We start from the raw sequence: 19387 nt of genomic DNA, 5'->3' as shown, positions 1-19387 counted from the left end.
GATTTCTTTACGTCATACCTAATTCATTTCTTTCATGGCAAAAACGCAAGAAAAGAAGCACGTAAAATGATACGTACTTCCCCCTTTTTCTTAATTAAGCTTAAAAGTTATAATTAACACTCAATTCTACCGTTTGCTCTGCACCGTACCAACAGTTAGCCGAGTCATAACAACTGTAATATTCAGTATTAAATAGGTTAGTTGCGCTTAGTTGCGCCGTTGCACCAGCCAATGATTCACTTAATCCATCCAACTCATAACCAATAGAGACATCAGCAACCGTATAATCAGGTACTTTATCTGTATTGTTCGCATCCATTTCCATTTCACCCACATAACGTAAACCACCACTAATGCGTGTTCCCGTTAGAATACCATCGTAGATATAGTAGTTAGACCAAAGGCTAGCGGCATGGGTTGGTACATAAATTGGTGTTTTACCTTCTAAGTCATTACCACTGTCTTTGGTAATTTCCATATCAATATACGTATAGTTTGCAGCGACGTCCCAGCTATCATTAACCATCCACTGACCTTGCAGCTCAACACCTTGAGAACGGATTTCACCAATTTGCAATTGAGGTCCCCATGGGTCTGTCGGATCTGACATTAATGCGTCACTTTTTACGATTCTAAACACCGATGCTGACGCTGTTTTTGTATAATCAGCTGAATCATATTTCACACCCGCTTCTATTTGCTCACCCAATTCAGGATCATAAGCGTTACCTTTTCCATCAAGACCGGCAGCTGGCTCAAAACTGGTTGCGTAGCTAATAAATGGTGAGAAACCACTTTCAAGCTCATACAGTGCACCAACACGGTATGAGAATTGACTTTGATCTGCATCTTTAGACGTTGTGCTTGTTGTATTGCTTGATTTATATTGATCGAAACGACCACCGGCAATCAGAACTAAACGATCAATTCGCACTTGATCTTGAGTATAGAACCCTAATTGTTCAACACTGATTTTTTCTTTCGATTCATAAGACTTGGTAAGTTTACTTTTATCAATCATGTCATTGTTTGGATTGAAAATATTAAAATTACCAAACTGATTGGTCGTACCAAACTCTTGATAAAGTGAGTCACCGTCTAATTTCTGGTAATCAATACCAAACAACAGATTGTGCTCAATACCTCCAGTCACTACACGACCAGACAGTTGGTTATCAATCGTATAACCAGTTGAGCTTTCATCAGTACTGTAAATATTGCGATCAAGATTGCCCGTTGATGCATCAAAGTTACTTTCAATATGGTATGTATTCTCTTGATACAGCGATGCATTCATATAACGGAAGTTTTGTAAGAATGACCAGTTATTATTGAACTCATGGTTGATCTTATAACCAGCCATAAAGAATTCACGCTCAAACGTACTCCAGTTTTTATCTCCAACAAACGTGGACGGATCTGTACTGCCATTTGGATTGTCGTAAATCATTCCAGAAGATGGCATTGAAGAGTTCATACCCATTGACGGATCATTCTGATAATACATATTAAAGTTGATCAGCGTTCGGTCACTTACTTGCCAATCAATTGATGGGGCAATAACGTAGCGTTCTTCTTTTGTGTAATCAACTTGACCATCTTTTTGACGAGCAAGGGCAATAAAACGATAAGAGAAATCACTGTCTCCAAACTGCCCTGTCGTATCAATAGAGGCTTCCACAAGATTACCAGTACCTGTTGCTAATTTTACATCCGTACTTTTTTCTTTTTGTGGTGATTTGGCGATCATATTGACCATACCACCCGGTGGCATTGACCCATATAATACTGACGTTGGCCCTTTAAATACTTCAATTTGTTGAAGCGCAATAGGATCAATCTGAGGTTGTAAATTCCACCCATTTAAGCCTTGTAAAACCAAACCATCGTAATAGCTTTGGTTTACATCAAATCCACGAATATTGAACGTATCGTACATTGTCACTGCACCACCTTTCTGCTCGGTTGTCACACCAGGAACATAACGTAGTGCCTCATTAAGAGATTTCACACTGCGTTGTTCTAATGCCTCACCATCGAGAATAGTAATGCCCTGAGGAGTTTCCTCTGGCTCTAACGATGTTTTTGTTGCGGTATTACGATAAGCCTGACCAAATATTGAAATAGTCTCAATATCATCAGAAGAGTTATTGTCATTAGCCATTGCTGAAATAGGAAATAAAAAAGAGGCAGCAATTGCCGTTGCTAATAGAGTGACGTTAAGTTTTGGATGTTCAGTAGATACGTTCATTATAATCCTGTTTACAACTTCTTAAAAATTGAATACAAATGAGAATGATTCTCTTGCGCATGAGTATAATGATTTATTTTATCTAAAGTTAACAATTTGGGGCATGAAATAAAATTTTTACTGATAAATTGATTTATAACAACAGCTACAGATTTCGAATTGGCAACCAATACTCAACATCAATAATTTCTTCATTAGTATTTTGCTGGTAAATTTCAAGATCAAAACCTTCAATGCCTTGATGACCAGATAACGGTAGCCATTCTGAGATCAACCATTCAACGGACTTCGCTAAACCACTTGAAGGCCCGATATAAGGGAGAACCGCATATTCTTGAGATGGAATTATGATACGTGATACACTTTTACTTAGTAACATTAACTCTGGGGATAAATGTTCATCTTCAATAATTCCTGCCCAGTAAATTAAAGACTCGGTATCATTTCGAGTATCAATGACGCCATATTTACTTTTTGGGGTTGAAGACATTTGCGTCAAATAGTCATCAAGCTCTTGCCATACTTGAGGAACCTTATCTAAAAAATCTGGTACATCAGAAAGCAAACCTTGCAACCTAGTTGGTAGCCCCGTTAACGTAAAGCTCTCTCTATACTCTAAACGTACTTGATAAAAACCAGAGCCTTGGATCTCTGTTTGGCTTTTACTTTTTAGAAAAGGCTTACGAATACCAACTTTCTTACCTTGTTTTTGGTACTCTCGTGGTGACATTTTAAAATACTGTTTAAAAGAACGACTAAAGGCTATCTCTGAGGTAAAACCATATAAATAGGCAATATCTAACATTCGATATTTTTTATTTAAAACCTCAAGCGCAGCCATACTTAAACGTTGCTCTCGTACGTATTGAGCCACATTCATTCCAGTATGATTTAAAAATACACGTTGTAATTGCCACCGAGACCAACAGCTCATCTCTGCCAGTAGTTCAACAGATAATGGGCTATCCATATTTTGATGGATATACGCCAAAATAGTATCGATTCGATTGAACGTTTTATCATTATCGATATCTGCTGACATTACTATTCTCCGACCATTAAAGTAGGTAATCGCTTATATTAAATATAGGTACTTGCCATAAAGTACAATAGTTAATAAATAATACAAGCATAAAAAATGGCAGCTTATAAATAAGCTGCCATATAGATTTCTATCAGGATTTATTAGCTAAATTAGCCTTTTAGACCTTGTTTTGCTAGGTACTCTTCGTAAGTACCGTGGAAATCGTTTACGCCATCTTTTGTAATTTCGATGATGCGTGTTGCAATTGAAGATACAAACTGACGGTCATGAGATACAAACATTAATGTACCTTTGTAGTTCTCAAGTGCCAAGTTCAATGCTTCGATTGATTCCATATCCATGTGGTTTGTTGGTTCATCCATTAATAGGATGTTTGGCTTTTGCATAATTAACTTGCCAAATAACATACGACCTTGCTCACCACCAGAAATCACTTTTACTGATTTCTTAATATCACTTTGAGAGAAAAGCATACGGCCAAGAATACCGCGAACAACTTGTTCGTCATCGCCTTCTTGTTTCCACTGGCCCATCCAATCTAATAGATTTAAATCTTCAGCAAAATCATGACCGTGATCTTGTGCGTAAAAACCGATGTTGTTATTTTCAGACCACTTCACCATGCCTGACATTGGTTCCATCTCGCCCGCTAACGTATTTAGGAACGTTGATTTACCGATACCATTTTCACCGATGATTGCAATGCGCTCACCCACTTCAACCATTAGGTTTACACCATTGATTAAAATGTTTTCGCCGTAACCTTGTTTTAGACCTTCTACTTCTAATGCATTACGGAAAAGTGGTTTTTCTTGGTCAAAACGAATGAACGGAGATTGACGGCTAGATGCTTTAATCTCTGTTAGTTCAATTTTATCCAGACGTTTCTGACGAGACGTTGCTTGTTTTGCTTTTGATGCGTTTGCAGAGAAGCGGCTTACGAACGTTTGTAAGTCAGCAATTTGCGCTTTCTTCTTAGCGTTATCTGCTTGAAGTTGTTCACGAGCTTGCGTTGCTGCAGTCATGTATTCGTCGTAGTTACCAGGGAACAGACAAATATCGCCGTAATCTACATCAGCCATGTGTGTACATACTGCGTTTAAGAAATGACGGTCATGCGAGATGATGATCATTGTGCAGTTACGAGCCAGAAGAACGTCTTCTAACCACGCAATGGTGTGCATGTCCAAGTTGTTCGTTGGTTCATCAAGAAGCATGATATCTGGTTCTGCGAACAGAACTTGTGCTAAAAGAACACGAACTTTAAGACCTGGAGCAACTTCGCTCATTAAACCAAAATGTTGTGATTCAGGAAGACCTAAGCCTAATAGAAGTTCACCCGCACGAGCTTCTGCTGAGTAGCCATCCATCTCTGCGAATTCAGTTTCTAAATCACCAACACGCATACCATCTTCATCTGACATTTCAGGTAAAGAGTAAATACGGTCACGCTCTTCTTTTACTTTCCACAGTTCTTTATGACCCATGATAACAGTATCGATTACTGTGTATTCTTCAAATGCAAACTGATCTTGGCCTAACTTAGCCATACGTTCATTTGGATCTGTTGAAACTGTACCGCCAGACTGTTCTAACTCACCACCTAAAATCTTCATAAAGGTAGATTTACCACAGCCGTTCGCGCCGATTAAACCGTAGCGGTTACCGTTACCAAACTTAACAGAAATATTTTCAAAAAGTGGCTTATCGCCAAATTGCATTGTGATGTTAGCAGTCGTTAGCACAGTACATTCCAATTAGTTATTCAAATAGACATAAAAAAACTGGCCCATATGTCCAGCTTTTCAAATTTTCGCCAATTATAGCAGCATTTGTGATTTACATCACTTTTTATTCTGCTTTATTCTTTTCAATAGCTTAGCTAGCATTTTTGTTGGATTTAAAGCTCATCTAATCAAGTTCTGTGCTTTATGTCATATAACCTTATACAAGATAAAATATCTTAAATAAGTGTTAGCTGTAAAAAATAAAAATCTGATATTATCCGCGCCACTCTACTTTGGTTGAACTACCGATAATCATGCCCTCGACAATATTAATTAAACATCTTCAACGGTCACTCACTTTTGTATGTGCTATTTTAATAAGCTTTATTATCTCAAAAGCTTTTGTTATAGAACCTGAGCATTTCCCTACCATTTCTATTGTCAGTTCAGTGATGGCTGTTAGCTTTATCTGCTACGGCAATCGAGCTTTAGTTGGTATAATTAGTGGCCTTTTTTTACACTATTATTTTGCAGGTAAAGAAATTGGAGTTACCCTTCTTTTTTCTTTGATACTTCCCTCTCTTCCTTATGTCTTCGCACTACTTTTTAATACCATTAGTAAGCGTTTTAACGACTATCCAATATCTAAAAAAATTGGCTTATATTTTATAATCTTCTGCTGCTGCTTCCCTATATCCAACTCATTGCTCTTACTTTGGGTTCGTTTTATTGGCGATCAAATAGCACCAAGCATGGACTTTTTATCTTATTCTGTTTTAGGATCTTTTCTTACTCAAAGTCTGATCTCGCCGGTACTTATTTTTGCCGTTAGCCAATTTAACGAAAAAAGTTTAAAAGAGTATAAAACTCTTGATCGTGATATGCGTAATTCTTCAGATAACGATAAAAGTTACAAAATATGGTTATTAACTTGTACCTTATTAATGCTAATTGCAGTCACTCAGCCAGATCCACTCCTTCTAAACTCATTATGCTTTTTTCTATTAGTTCTCATTATTGTTGGCTTTGGCAAACATGGGTTTATTCGACCTCTCATTATGGCTGCGGTTGTCATTTTAATGATGGTTTTTGATAGCGTTACCCGAGTTAATTTATCTCAAAACATAGATGCTAATTTCTATGGTTTATTCGTTGTTTTATCCGTAATTACCGCTTTAGCCTATTTATTAGCTAGCCATAACATTAAAAATTATGAATTAACCCAAAAACAAATCTTAAATGAACGTATAGATCCTTACACTGGACTATATAATATCACCCAACTGAAAGACGATTTATCACATATAAGAACCTCTGTTCTTATTTATCTTGATATCACACCAACGCTGACCACGGTTAGTGACATCGGTCATGCAGGCCGTTCTCATCTTATCCAACAATTAAGTTTGTATTTAAGTGCAAGAGACCAAGGCATGAGTAATTTTTATCGCCCACCTTTTAATACGGGGTTATTAAGTTTTATCCCTTTATCACACGACATTAAAGATGAGCTAAAGTATTTAGCGCGATACTTAAAGAAATTCCAGTTTTTTTGGGAAGGTTCCTCTATTACTTTAGTTGATCCTACATTGCATTGTGCAAAAATATCTAATGATAATGATATTGAAATGGCAGTTTCGATCTTATGTGAGCAGCCTCCTTTAGTTTCAGTTTCAACCAATTGGGTCGACGTACAACCAACGCCAATTTATAAAATATGCAAGTTGAGTTTTATACAAGGTGTATTTAAAAATAATCATTTTGAACTCCACTGCCAGCCTTATCTAAATTTATCAGACAAAACAGCAAAGAGTCATAGTTTTGAGGTATTACTTCGCATTAAATCAGAAACAGGGGAACAGATCCCACCTGCTGAATTTTTCCCATTAATCAATCAGTTTAGTTTAGAAACTAAATTGGATTCTTGGGTTGTAAAAAATACGTTTAAAATGCTTGATTTAATGGTCGATGATTGGGGAAAAATAGAAAAATGTGCCATCAATCTAACGGCAAAATCACTTGGTTTACCTAGTCTTGCACATTCTATTATTTTAAGTGCAAATAAACATAATATTCCATTATCTCGTATTTGTTTCGAAATAACAGAATCATCCGCTTTACAAAATGAACAGCAAGCAATTGATACATTGAATATATTGCGAGAAGCAGGCAGTAAAATCGCTCTTGATGATTTTGGTACAGGCTATGCTAGTTTTGCATATTTACGTACCTTACCATTAGATGTTTTAAAAATTGATGGTTCATTTATTAAAGAATTACCAACAAATGAAACGGATCGCTTAATCGTAAGTTCAATTGCAACAATAGCCAAAGAAATGAAACTTGAAACAGTCGCTGAGTTTGTTGAAACTCAAGAACACGTTGAAATTTTAGAGCCTCTTGGGATCACTTACGGACAAGGCTATGGAATAGCAAAGCCACGCCCATTAGCGGATTACTTAGCAGAACTAAAAAATAGTGAATATGAGACGTTAAAAGCAAGTTAACTTATTCTCTATTTTTGAGAAATAAAAAAGGCTCAAACTACAATTTGAGCCTTTTTATCAATTGAATAAGTTATAAAACGGTTATAAAAGTTCAACCGATTGCTGAGCGATCACAAATTCTTCGTTGGTTGGTATAACCATTGCCACTGCATTTAGCATTTCAGATTTAGCAATAACACCATCAGCGCCAAAACGAGCACCTTCGTTACCTGCAACATCTTCAACAAATCCTAGAATTTTAAGATTGTTTAAGATTTCACGACGGATTGGTAATGAGTTCTCACCGATACCACCAGTAAAAATAATACCATCAAGAGAATCTAACGCTGCTAGGTAAGAAGCAACGTACTTAGCTACACGGTATGTGAACACTTGGAATGCTAATGTCGCCCCCTCATGGCCTTCTTCCATTGCCTCAAGGATACCACGTGCATCACTTGTTAGGCCGGACACACCTAAGAAACCAGACTCTTTATTTAGAGAGTTAAATACTTGCTCTTGTGACCAACCTTTTTTAAGTAGGTACTCGATGATACCTGGGTCTAAGTCACCACAACGTGTGCCCATCATAAGGCCAGAAAGCGGTGTGAAGCCCATTGAGGTATCAACACTGTTACCGTCTTTAATTGCACAAACCGATGCACCATTACCTAGGTGAACAGAGATAAAGCTAGATTCTTCAATTGGCTTGTTAATCATTTTCGCAGCTTCACGGCTTACGAAATAGTGACTTGTACCGTGGAAACCGTAACGACGTACACCAAAATCAGTATATAGCTCTTTAGCAATAGCACCTGTGTATGCACGTTTTGGCATAGTTTGGTGAAACGCTGTATCAAATACAGCAAATTGAGGAAGAGAAGGAAAGGCTTCAACAGCTGCTCGGATACCGATAGCGCCAGCAGGGTTATGTAATGGCGCTAAATCAGATAGGCTCTCAATCTCTTTTGTTACTTCTTCAGAAATTCGAACTGTTTGCGTGAATTTCTCACCACCATGAACAATACGGTGACCAATAGCAACGATGCCATCAGTAAAACCCAATTCTTCAGTTAAGCCCACTAATTTACCAATGGCTATTTTATGGTGATTTTCTTCGCCTTCAATGGCGATTTCCGTTTTCTGTCCTTGATACTTCCAGCTCATACGAGCATCTTCCAGACCAAAGCACTCACCCAACCCGCTTAACACTGCATCACCAGAAGCAGTATCGATAACAGCAAACTTTAGTGAAGAGCTGCCTGAATTGATAACTAATACGTATTCGTTGTTCATCATTATTCTCTTTTTATAAACTGTAGGTTACACATATATTTGTGCCTTTTGTAACACTCCCATTATTCAACTTTTTTTTAATTATTCAACTTTTGTTTTTATTTATTCATATTTTATTTGTCAATTCTTTATTCTAGATCAACATTAGCAAATATAGGCTGCTATCTGTCCTAAATCTCAATTCAAAAAAGTACAAAGTACACGGAAGAAACTAATCGGAAATTTATACCAATAGAGTAAATAACAAACAGAAAAAAGCCTGAGTGATAATACTCAGGCTCTGATTACAAGAAGTAATGTCGCATCCTGCAACACTTACCCAGCTATGCGTAATGCCAATACTGCGCTGAACACTTTACCGATCGGCGACCAAACCATCATAAAGCTCTTCACGCAAATGGACCCTGCCCAAAATGTGTCGGGTCCGTATAATTATCGTTATCCTTTTACACCACCGGCTGTCAAACCACCCACAAGGAACTTCTGAGCAAGTAGGAAAACCAATGTAATAGGCAATGCTGATAATACCGCAGCGGCCGCAAAATCACCCCATAAGTAGTTCTGAGGGTATAAATATTGTTGCATACCTACTGCTAATGTGTATGAGTTTACATCAGAAAGTAGTAAAGATGCTACTGGAACCTCTGTAATTACACCAATAAATGACAAAATGAAGACCACTGCCAAGATTGGCACAGATAATGGTAACAATACTAAACGAAATGCTTGCCATGGTGTCGCACCATCTAATGCCGCCGCTTCCTCTAATGAGTTATCAATGGTTTCAAAGTAGCCTTTAATCGTCCAAACATGCAATGCAATACCACCAAGATAAGCAAAAACAAGTCCACCGTGTGTATTTAATCCTAAAAACGGAATGTACTGACCTAATTTATCAAACAAAGCATATAAAGCCACAAGCGCCAGTACCGCTGGGAACATTTGGAAAATCATCATTCCTTTGAGTATAGTTTCTTTTCCTTTAAAACGTAGTCGAGCAAACGCATATGCACTGGTTGTTGATAACGCAACGATTAAAACTGAGCTAATCGCAGCAACTTTTACTGAATTCCATAACCAAGTGAGAACAGGAAACGGAGGTTGAGTTGTAGAGCCGTCAGCGTGTTCTACTGCTATTCCTAATGCTAACTTCCAATGCTCTAGTGATGGGTTTTCAGGAATTATGCTACCTGTTGCAAAGTTACCTTCACGGAATGAAATAGTAATAACCATTAATAATGGGAATATTATCATTGCTAAAAATATCCACATTGCTATATGAGTAGCCCAAACACGGTACTTTAAGTTTTTTCCTTGAACCATTGCCATATCAATGAATCCTTATTTATTCAATATGCAAGTAGCTAAATACAATATTCTTCATAGATAGCTACTTAACTAGTATTAATTTAGTTATTTGATAATTTGGTGAAACGTAGGTTCAATAACGCTAAGCCACCAACCAATAAGAAAATAAGTGTTGCAATTGCACTTGCTAAACCGAAGTCTTGACCACCACTGCCCTCAAACGCGATTCGATACGTATAACTTACTAATAAATCCGTATAACCTGCTGGTTCTGTGGTTCCAATCATATTTGGGCCACCTTTTGTCAATAACGCAATCATTACGAAGTTATTGAAATTAAAGGCAAATGCAGCTATCAGTAACGGTGTTAATGGCTTAACCATCATTGGTACTGTGATTTTGAAGAAGTTTTGAATTGGCCCTGCACCATCAATCGCTGATGCTTCATAAAGATCTTCTGGAATCGATTTCAATAGCCCCATACATAGAATCATCATGTAAGGGAAACCAAGCCATGTATTCACAATTAATACCATTGTTTTGGCAGTAAATGGGTCAGAGAACCAATTAGGCTGAATACCAAACATGCTATCAAGTAACATATTTATTTCACCGAAGCTTTGGTTAAAAAGACCACGAAAAATCAAAATAGAGATAAATGCAGGTACCGCATAAGGGAGAATTAATAGAAGACGATAAACAGCACGCCCTTTAAGTTCTTCCCATTGCACAACAGCAGCTAGCACTAAGCCTATTGCCAAAGTAAATACCACGGTACAAGTTGCAAAAATAACCGTCCAGATAAAGATGCTAATAAAAGGTTCTTTAATTCCGTCATCTTTCCAAATTCGTTCAAAGTTAGCAGCACCCACATTTACAACAAAACCAGGAGAAATTGGATCACCAATGAAAACATCATTATCGTTCACTTCTTGATAGAAGCCTGTTTCATGGTTAGCTTTAAAATAAGTTTCAGTTTTATTGTTATAAAGCGTTTCATCGTCTTCTTGTAAAACAAACAGTGGCGCTACCGCTGCAAATTTACGCAATCCACTCATTTGAATCTCACCACCAGATGGTAAAGATAAAGTAATTAAATTTAAATTTGGGCGTTTACCGATAATTTGCTTAATTGTCGCTTTTTTACCTTTAACAGAATCAACAGGCGTTAAGATCAGATTACGCTCAATAGCCTCAGTTAAATTAAACGTTTCTGTCGCTAACAACCCACCTGAGTCTTTGATGGTTAGTGCATAACCATTTCCCTGATTCATCAGTTGAAATTTATAGCTCTTTCCACTTTGAAATGTTTTTGATAGATGAACCGTTTGCGCTCGTTCTAATGTCACTTGGTTCGTAGCGCTATAGTTCGTGAATGCGAGTCCAACGGTATAAACTAGTGGAAAAATAATGAATAGAATCATGCCTGCAATACCAGGAAAGGTATATCTATGAGCGTACGTTTTCTTACTACCAAATACATAAACGGCTAACGATGTTAACACGAGAGTTAACATTGCAAATGCAGTTTCACCACGAGAATACATAAGTACGCAAACATAACCATTGATCGCAGCAATAGCAGACAATAGTCCCCATTTTGCTAATGATTTATAATTTGAATGCGAAGCGACTGCTGTTGTCATAAGCTCCAAGACCTTTTTTAAAATACCAACCTAGTAAGTCAATTAATGAGGTAACAAACTTACTCAGTGGGTATATGTCGATAAGATAGTTTTGTTTTAATATTAAAAGAGGGAAAAAATACCTCCCCTCTTTTCTATATTTATTACTTGGTCATACGTTGTTCTGCAGCTGCCAGTGCGTCATTAATCATTTGACGACCATCAACCACATTACCTAATGCTTCTTCCATGCTGTACCAGAACGTTGTGAACTGTGGAATGTTTGGCATAATTTCACCATTCATTGCATTATCCATTGTTGCTGCGATACGAGGATCATTACCTAATTGTGCTTGGTATGAATTTAAAGCTACAGCACCAAGCGGCTTATCATCATTCAGACTTTTTAGACCTTCATCTGTAAGTAGGTAGCTTTCAAAAAATTCAACAGCAAGATCTTTGTTTGGAGAAACAGCACTAATACCACCAACCCAAACCCCAACAAATGGTTTAGATGCTTGACCGTGGAATTTAGGCAAGGTTGTTACGCCATAGTCGATACCTGCTTTCTCAATGTTTGCCCAGCCCCAAGGACCATTAATCATCATTGCAACATTGCCTTTCACAAATTCAGATTCAGCAACTGAGTAATCCATATCTGCAGAAATGGTCTTATCTTTTACCATTTTCTCAATAAAGCCCATCGCATCTTGAACCCCTTTTTGGTTCACTCCTGCGTTCTTAATATCATAACCGTCTGCCGTTTTCTTAAAGGCATATCCGCCATCAGCAGCAAGTAGAGGCCATGTAAAGTAAGCACCACCACGTAAAGGCCACATGATTGCTTTTTGGTTTTTAGTCATTAGTTCTTTATCTAATGCTGGAATATCTTCCCAATTTTTTGGCGGTGTTTTAATGATTGCTTTATTATAAATTAATGACACAGATTCAATCGCGATTGGGTAAGCGATGGTTTTGCCTTTGTAAGATACAGCATCCCATGCAAAATCTACGATTTCAGATTTCAGTTCTTCAGATGGCTTAATTTCAGCAAGTAGACCCGCTTCTGCAAACCCACCAAAACGATCATGCGCATAAAAGATCATATCTGGACCATCACCAGCGGCTGCAACTTGAGCAAACTTCTCTTCCGCTTTATCAGGGAAAGCAACGGTCACCTTAATGCCAGTATCTTCTTCGAATCGTTTACCTACTTCAGCCATACCTTCATAAGATTTATCGCCAGTTACCCAAATAGTAAGTTGACCTTCTTCGATTGCTGCAGAAGCGTTAATTGAACCAAAAGCTGCCATTGTGCATAGCGCGACAGTGCTGAGGACTTTTTTCATTGTGAATCCTTCCTTTATAATTAGCGAATCATCCGTAGGGTTGAAATAAAAATTGGTGATGATTCAGTTTTCATGGTGTATTTTCATGAATAAATCCCCTAAGTTCATCCTCCTACTCCCTACGCCCTTTTAACATGCGGTGAAAACCGTGATCTCAATCAGAATATGCATTGTCCCACCTCACAAAACAAACGCAAAATGAGACCAATATCACATTGAAATTTAAAAAAACTTTGAACTCCATCGCTATTTATTAAAAACGTGACCTAGGTACTCCTCCCCCCTACTCCCCCAAAAAAAAGAGGGAGGAGGAGGATGACGTAATGCCCTTTTTACTGAAGAATGGCACCATAAAGCGAATAGCTACTATTATTTAAAATTAAAATAGAGGATGGACACAATGACGAGTGTCACTTTACGCAACGTTTGCAAATCCTATGGCGACGTTAAAATATCGAAAAATGTAGATTTAGAAATCAACTCAGGTGAGTTTGTTGTATTTGTTGGTCCATCAGGTTGCGGTAAATCAACGTTATTACGTTGTATTGCTGGCTTAGAAGACATTACATCAGGCGATTTATACATGGGTGACAAACGCATGAATGATGTTGAGCCTTCTAAACGTGGTGTTGGTATGGTCTTCCAATCATATGCGCTTTATCCACATTTAAACTTATTCGATAACATGTCGTTTGGTCTTAAACTCGCTAAAGCCGACAAAGCCGAGATCAAAAAACGCGTCGATCACGCGGCTGATATCCTGCAACTTGGTCACTTATTAGAACGCCAACCAAAAGCGCTTTCTGGAGGGCAACGTCAACGTGTGGCTATTGGCCGTACTCTGGTGTCTCAACCAGACGTTTTTCTTCTTGACGAGCCTTTATCTAACTTAGATGCCGCATTACGAGTGCAAATGCGTATCGAAATCGCTAAGCTTCATAAAAAACTAAACTGCACCATGATTTATGTTACTCATGATCAGGTTGAAGCAATGACAATGGCTGAAAAAATTGTCGTGCTAGATGGCGGTTATGTTTCTCAAGTTGGTGCTCCATTAGAGTTGTATCATTACCCAAAAAACCGCTTTGTCGCTGGATTTATTGGGTCTCCAAAAATGAATTTTATTAGTGTATTCATCGAAGATGTTGAAAAAGATCAAGTAAAAGTACAATTCAAAAATGGAACTTCATTCTGGGTTCCTGTTGATGGTACGCACGTCACTCGTGGAGAAAGAATGTCACTAGGCATACGCCCTGAACACTTAGTCTCTGCCGAAAATGGAGATACCGTAATTAAAGGCGAAGTGCTTGTTGTTGAAAAATTGGGATATGAAACACAAATTTATTTAACAATTGAAGATGCCGATGCCGATATGATATACCGTGTCCCTGATACTGCATTAATTGAGGCTGGTGACGCCTTCTCTGTGGGAATACCTGCACACCGTTGCCATTTATTCCATGGTGATGGAAAAGCATGCCAAAGGCTCTATAAAGAAGCTGGCGCTTAACTGACATTACTCATTTATAAAAAAGCCCAACAATGAATTGGGGTTTTGTTGTTTATTCAGTAAGAGGAATATTGTGAACACACATCATGCTTTCCCGTACCCTCTAGGGGCGACATTAACTCCCGGTGGATGTAATTTTTCAGTCCATCATTCGTCTTCATTTCCTCTCTCATTAATTATATTTAATGAAGATGGGACCCATAAAGAACATCCATTCACTGAAGAATATGGCTCAATTAAATATACCTTCATTGACAATATCACTAAAGACACCGCTTATGGTTTTAAAATAATTCAAGGGAAGGAAGAGCTACTTTTACTTGATCCATACAGTAAAGCCTTAAAACATACCCCTCATTATAATGTTCCTTATACAGCGGAACAAAGCTGGACTTTAGCGCAATCTCTTGTCGTTGATGATTCTTTTGATTGGCAAGATACATCAAGACCAAAGGTCCCTCGCTCCGAAACCATTTTATTAGAAACTCACGTAAAAGGGTTTACTCTATTAAATTCGAAAGTAGATGAAAAAGTAAGAGGAACTTACCTTGGGTTGGCTGATCCTGCCAACATCGCACACTTAAAACACCAAGGTATTACAAGCGTTCAGTTACTTCCTGTTGCTGCTTGTATGCATGAGCCTCATTTACTTGAAATGAACATGGTGAACTACTGGGGCTATAACCCCATTTCATTTATGGCACCCGACCCACGTTATGCGCGTAATGATGCTGTCACAGAATTAAAAACAGCCATCAGAGAGCTTCATAAAAACAATATCGAAGTCATTCTCGACGTGGTATATAACCATACTGCTGAAGGTGGAGATGGCGGAGTCACCTTTAATCTAAAAGGCTTAGACCAAGATTATTATTTGCACCATCACGGTAAATATACAAATTATACTGGATGTGGAAATACGCTAGATATTACTCATCAACCAAGCCTAAATCTAGTCATGGATACTCTGCGTTATTGGGTTGAACAATACCATATCGATGGATTCAGATTTGATTTAGCGGCAACATTAGGCCGTGAATACGATCAATTTACTCCGAACAACGCTTTCTTCAAAGCTGTAGCCCAAGATCCTGTTCTTCAAAAAATAAAACTGATCGCAGAGCCATGGGATATAGGCCCTAACGGTTATCAAGTCGGTCAGTTTCCTGATGGTTGGAATGAGTGCAGCGATAAATACCGCGACACAACAAAAAGTTTTTGGCGTGGTGAGCAGAACTACTTAAAATCGATAGCAACGCGTTTAATGGGATCTCGCGATCTAGTGAGTGCCTCTCGTTGGCCTCATAAACTGCCTGTTAATTATGTCAGTTATCATGATGGGTTTACACTTCAAGATCTTGTTAGTTACAAAGAGCGCCATAACCTTTCCAATGGCGAAGAAAACCGCGATGGGCATGGCGATAATCGCTCTGATAACTATGGCATTGAGGGTCCAACGGATAACCCAAGAATCATTGCCATGCGTGAAAAGCAAAAACGTAATATGATGACAACTTTACTATTTAGTTTTGGTATCCCTCATCTTTTAGCGGCAGATGCTTGCTCACACAGTCAGCAAGGCAATAACAATGCTTACTGTCAAGACAGTAATATTAGTTGGGTTAATTGGAATTTAGATAAAACGGCTCTAGAGTTTAAACGCTGGTTATCAGAGATGATACAAGCAAGACAAACTCATATGGTACCAGTCATTAATGCATTTAGTGGCACAAGTAGAGCCAAGCAAAAAGTCGCTTGGTACACCTCAGAAGGCAATAATATGACTCATGCAAATTGGCACGGTGCTGAGTCTTTATGTCTTCATCTCAATATATATGATGGGACTAAAGAATTACTTATCTTAATAAACCAATCAAATATACCGACTCGTTTTGAGTTACCAAATCCAAAACAATATTCTCGTTGGGCTTTAGTGTGTAATACCCAGCATACTCAAATAACACCAAAACATGCTGTTTTTGATTACAGCCTATCGCCGTTGTCTATTGCCATATTTAATGCTGAATAAAGAAAGGTTATACCAATAAAAAAGGAGGCAATTAAGCCTCCTTTTGTTCTCCACTAAGCTAGTCTAGCCCAGCTTCAGATTTTACACGTCCTTTGTGATATGTTCTATACGCTAAAACCGTCAGCGTAATTATTAGCTTGGATGTAATCCAGATCATATACGAACAATCTACCTTATAACATGGTGTGTAAAAGACAAAGCGTCTTGCTCTTAGTGCATCAATGTAACATAACCATTAAATCCACACCAAGAAATAACAAGATTATCACATTCGGCATAGATTCACCCACATTATGATGATGTAAATAACTTCGTAGGATATAAAACGAATAAGATTACGAAATAATTTGAGCTAGCCTTTCCTGCACAACACCGACAATGAGATCAGGCTGAAACTTAGAAATAAAACGATCACATCCTACTTTTTGAACCATTGCATCATTAAAACTGCCACTTAACGAGGTATTTAACGTAATAAACAAATCATTCATTCTAGGATCATTTCTGATTTCATGAGTCAGTCTATAACCATCCATTTCTGGCATTTCAGCATCGGTGATCATTAATAAAATCTCATCATTAACCACTTTACCTTCATCACACCACCCTTTTAAAAGATCAAGCGCTTGGCGTCCATCACTTCGCTCAATCACTTCAAGACCAAGTTGTTGTAATGTATTTCTGACTTGAGTTCGTGCCGTACTTGAATCGTCAACGATAAGCACTTTACGCCCATGCATATGACTAACCAATTCTTGGTTTAATACACCTTCAGAAATTGAAATATCGTATTCAATAATCTCAGCTAATACTTTTTCTACATCAATAATTTCAACAATTCGCGTGGTATTTGGTTCAATCTCAACTTGAGTAATTGCAGTAAGAAAGTTATGGCGTCCTACCGTTTTTGGTGGCGGCTGAATATCAGCCCATGTGGTATTAATAATATTCTGGACTTGCCCAACCAAAAAACCTTGGGTTGTACGATTATATTCAGTAACAATTAGGGTGCTTTCTTCATCATTACCCATTGGCTTCATACCAATAGCACCACGCAAATCAATAACAGGCACAGATTCACCACGTAAACTCGCAACTCCAGAAATATGATAATGAGAGCCCGGCAGCTTAGTTAACTTAGGGACTTTTAATATTTCTTTTACTTTAAAAACATTAATCGCAAAAATTTGAGTGGTGTTTAGCTTAAAAAGCAACAATTCCAATCTATTTTCACCCACGAGTTGGGTTCGCTGATCAACACTATTTAACATTTCACTCATAATCATCACTCATTTGATTGTCATTGCCGATATTATCACCAGCAATTATTTCTGTAACACGTTAATATATTATCGGCATTTTTCTAGAAGTCTTTAACAAGTTAGTGCAAAAAAATAGACAATAATGTTACTATCTTTCGCATAAGCATCAGATAAGATGCATGTTGTACTAAATTAAAGGAATTTAATATGCCGCAAGCCCAACCTTTACTCGTTCGTATGATGAATACAAACATCGTTATACAAATTTTAATTGGTATTGTCGCCGGTGTCGCACTAGCCACGCTATCACCAGAAACCGCTGTTTCTGCTGGTCTTTTTGGTCAATTATTTGTTAGTGCCCTAAAAGCGGTCGCTCCTATTCTTGTATTCATTCTTGTTGCATCCTCTATTGCTAACCAAAAACGAGGCCAAGACTCAAACATGAAACCTGTCGTGGTTTTATATTTGGTTGGTACTTTTTGTGCGTCACTAACTGCCGTTACTATGAGTTTTATTTTTCCAACCACTTTATCTCTAGTCACTGACGCTGCAACCAATAGTGCGCCTGAAGGCATTATGGAAGTTCTTTATACCTTATTATTCAAAATCATTGATAATCCAATCAATGCTTTAATGACTGGCAACTTTATTGGTATCTTAGCCTGGGCGATTGCTCTTGGTTTAGGTCTACACTCTGCATCTGATGCAACAAAAAAAGTGTTTATTGACCTTTCAAACTGTATTTCAAACATTGTAACGGTCGTTATCCGGTTCGCTCCAATTGGTATTTTTGGTCTTGTAGCAAGTACCTTTGCTGAGACTGGTTTTGATGCATTAGCAAGCTACTCTCACCTACTCGCGGTTCTACTTGGTTCAATGGCAATTATTGCGTTAGTTGTAAACCCACTAATTGTGTTTATTCGTACAAAACGTAATCCATACCCACTTGTTTTCTTATGCTTACGTGAAAGTGGTGTAACGGCATTCTTCACTCGAAGCTCTGCAGCCAACATTCCAGTAAACATGGCATTATGTGAGCGTTTAAATCTGCATAAAGACACTTACTCTGTATCCATCCCACTAGGTGCGACAATTAACATGGCCGGTGCTGCAATTACAATTACCGTACTTACACTTGCAGCAGTACATACATCAGGCGTTGCGGTTGATTTACCAACGGCTCTATTACTTAGCCTCGTTGCTGCTGTTTCTGCATGTGGTGCATCTGGTGTTGCTGGCGGTTCATTATTACTTATCCCATTAGCATGTAGCCTATTTGGTATTCCAAACGAAGTCGCAATGCAAGTTGTTGCTATCGGTTTTATCATTGGTGTAGTTCAGGATTCAGCAGAAACAGCGCTAAACAGCTCTACTGATGTTCTGTTCACTACAGCTGCTTGTCGTAAAGCAGACAATCCATATAAGCCACTAGTTCAAACATCAAATTCTTAATCAATACTAAGAAATAAAATCAAAAATGGCAGATAAAATTAGCTGCC

12 protein-coding genes are annotated in these 19387 nt (G+C 38.0%); 4 read left to right on the top strand and 8 right to left on the bottom strand.

Translation table 11 applies throughout. The features are described 5' to 3' along the window. Positions 1-100: 100 nt before the first annotated feature. The 3 genes from BTO22_RS12365 to BTO22_RS12355 all read right to left on the bottom strand — a co-directional run bounded on the left by BTO22_RS12365 (position 101) and on the right by BTO22_RS12355 (position 5041). A complete protein-coding gene (locus tag BTO22_RS12365) occupies positions 101-2251 on the bottom strand; it encodes a TonB-dependent siderophore receptor (RefSeq protein ID WP_105055788.1) in 2151 nt (716 codons plus the stop codon). Between the two features lie 145 nt (positions 2252-2396). After that, positions 2397-3293: a helix-turn-helix domain-containing protein gene (locus BTO22_RS12360; protein WP_105055787.1), complete on the bottom strand. Its 897-nt coding sequence runs from the start codon at positions 3291-3293 to the stop codon at positions 2397-2399. A 152-nt stretch (positions 3294-3445) separates the two neighbouring features. Next, on the bottom strand, positions 3446-5041 hold the full coding sequence (locus BTO22_RS12355) for an ABC-F family ATPase (RefSeq protein ID WP_105055786.1): 1596 nt from the start codon (positions 5039-5041) through the stop codon (positions 3446-3448). 734 nt (positions 5042-5775) lie between these two features. Between BTO22_RS12355 and BTO22_RS12350 the strand changes: the two genes are divergently transcribed. After that, entirely contained in the window at positions 5776-7530 is a 1755-nt protein-coding gene (locus BTO22_RS12350; protein WP_181044643.1) for an EAL domain-containing protein, read from the top strand. A gap of 81 nt (positions 7531-7611) precedes the next feature. On the opposite strand, the gene BTO22_RS12345 is transcribed toward BTO22_RS12350, so the two are convergent. The 4 genes from BTO22_RS12345 to malE all read right to left on the bottom strand — a co-directional run bounded on the left by BTO22_RS12345 (position 7612) and on the right by malE (position 13087). Beyond that, positions 7612-8805, bottom strand: coding sequence for an acetate/propionate family kinase (locus BTO22_RS12345; RefSeq protein WP_181044685.1), 1194 nt, complete (start codon positions 8803-8805; stop codon positions 7612-7614). 438 nt (positions 8806-9243) lie between these two features. Then, positions 9244-10134 (bottom strand): maltose ABC transporter permease MalG, encoded by an 891-nt coding sequence (gene malG, locus BTO22_RS12340; protein ID WP_105055783.1) that lies wholly within the window; start codon positions 10132-10134, stop codon positions 9244-9246. Between the two features lie 80 nt (positions 10135-10214). Further along, the gene (gene malF, locus BTO22_RS12335; protein ID WP_105055782.1) at positions 10215-11759 is read right to left on the bottom strand and encodes a maltose ABC transporter permease MalF; all 1545 of its coding nucleotides are present in this window, start codon (positions 11757-11759) and stop codon (positions 10215-10217) included. Between the two features lie 143 nt (positions 11760-11902). Continuing rightward, the gene (malE, locus tag BTO22_RS12330; protein WP_105055781.1) at positions 11903-13087 is read right to left on the bottom strand and encodes a maltose/maltodextrin ABC transporter substrate-binding protein MalE; all 1185 of its coding nucleotides are present in this window, start codon (positions 13085-13087) and stop codon (positions 11903-11905) included. Between the two features lie 400 nt (positions 13088-13487). Between malE and malK the strand changes: the two genes are divergently transcribed. Together malK and glgX are read left to right on the top strand one after the other, a co-directional pair. Then, entirely contained in the window at positions 13488-14597 is a 1110-nt protein-coding gene (gene malK, locus BTO22_RS12325) for a maltose/maltodextrin ABC transporter ATP-binding protein MalK (protein ID WP_105055780.1), read from the top strand. Positions 14598-14670: 73 nt separating this feature from the next. Beyond that, entirely contained in the window at positions 14671-16626 is a 1956-nt protein-coding gene (gene glgX / locus BTO22_RS12320) for a glycogen debranching protein GlgX (RefSeq protein WP_105055779.1), read from the top strand. Positions 16627-16961: 335 nt separating this feature from the next. Here the strand turns inward: glgX and BTO22_RS12315 are convergent, their stop codons facing one another. After that, entirely contained in the window at positions 16962-17906 is a 945-nt protein-coding gene (locus tag BTO22_RS12315; RefSeq protein ID WP_105055778.1) for a chemotaxis protein CheV, read from the bottom strand. 189 nt (positions 17907-18095) lie between these two features. On the opposite strand from BTO22_RS12315, the gene sstT reads away from it, so the two are divergent. Beyond that, on the top strand, positions 18096-19340 hold the full coding sequence (gene sstT, locus BTO22_RS12310; RefSeq protein ID WP_105055777.1) for a serine/threonine transporter SstT: 1245 nt from the start codon (positions 18096-18098) through the stop codon (positions 19338-19340). Positions 19341-19387: the final 47 nt, after the last annotated feature.

This window comes from Aliivibrio sifiae, assembly GCF_002954705.1.
Lineage (GTDB): Bacteria > Pseudomonadota > Gammaproteobacteria > Enterobacterales > Vibrionaceae > Aliivibrio > Aliivibrio sifiae_A.
The sequence above is the reverse complement of the archived record's forward strand: the minus strand, read 5'-3'. Positions and strand labels throughout refer to the sequence as shown.